The sequence below is a fragment of the Megasphaera sp. NM10 genome (assembly GCF_000417505.1).
Taxonomy (GTDB): domain Bacteria; phylum Bacillota; class Negativicutes; order Veillonellales; family Megasphaeraceae; genus Megasphaera; species Megasphaera intestinihominis.
In genome coordinates this window covers 1-1,229 of the sequence record NZ_APHY01000141.1, presented here as the reverse complement: position 1 = coordinate 1,229, position 1,229 = coordinate 1, and the positions used below count along the sequence as shown (strand labels likewise).

General features: G+C 53.8%; 1 pseudogene. It reads left to right on the top strand.

Annotated features, from left to right (window positions below):
- Nucleotides 1-1,229, top strand: a pseudogene (locus tag NM10_RS12755) (hypothetical protein); the annotation flags it as partial.

Sequence of the window (1,229 nt, the reverse complement as noted above, 5' to 3'; positions counted from 1 at the left end):
AGCAGACTATGCTAGGTGAAAACCTGAAACTGAAAGTCAAGGACGACAATGGCGAGAAGACGTATGACCTGAAACTGAGCGATAAGCTGAGCGTTGGCGGCAAAGACGGCCAGGATGGCCATATCGGCGTCAACGGCCAGGATGGTAAATCTGGTGTCGGCATTGACGGCAAGGATGGTATCTCCATCAAAGGTAAAGACGGGAACGATGGCGTCACCATCAAAGGCATCGACGGCAAAGATGGCGTCAATGGAGCCGAAGGCCATATCGGCCTGAACGGCAAAGACGGTATGACGGATATCTGGACGAAACCGGGTACGCCGGGCCTCAATGGCAAGGATGGGGAAACCATGACCCGTATCGTCTATAAAGACCCGAGCGGCCAGGAACATGAAGCCGCTACCCTCGATGATGGACTGAAATTCGGTGGTGACTTTGGCAACGCCTCGGCAGTCAAACTGGACAAGCAGGTCAATGTCAAAGGCAATGCCAAGAAAGAAACCGACCTCACGGATGGCAACATCGGTGTCGTCTCGAGCCAGGACGGCGAAAACGGTCAGCTGCTGGTCAAACTGAACAAGGACCTCAATCTGGGTAACAATGGCTCTGTCACGATGGGCAATACGACCATCGACAATGGTGGTGTGACTATCAAGAATTCGGCCGCTGATACGACGAAGAATGTCAGCCTGACCAATGCAGGACTTGATAACGGCGGCAACAAGATCACGAATGTGGCTGCTGGTGAAATCAGTGCTACGTCGACGGATGCCGTCAATGGCAGCCAGCTGAATACGGTCAAGACGCTGGCTGGCAAGCATACCGAAGTGACCGTAGAAGGCGGGACCGCTGCCGGGACAGCAGACTATGCCGGTGAAAACCTGAAACTGAAAGTCAAGGACGACAATGGGCAGAAGACGTATGACCTGAAACTGAGCGATAAGCTGAGCGTTGGCGGCAAAGACGGCCAGGATGGCCATATCGGCGTCAACGGCCAGGATGGTAAATCTGGTGTCGGCATTGACGGCAAGGATGGTATCTCTATCAAAGGTAAAGACGGGAACGATGGCGTCACCATCAAAGGCATCGACGGCAAAGATGGCGTCAATGGAGCCGAAGGCCATATCGGCCTGAACGGCAAAGACGGTATGACGGATATCTGGACGAAACCGGGTACGCCGGGCCTCAATGSSAAGGATGGGGAAACCATGACCCGTATCGTCTATAAA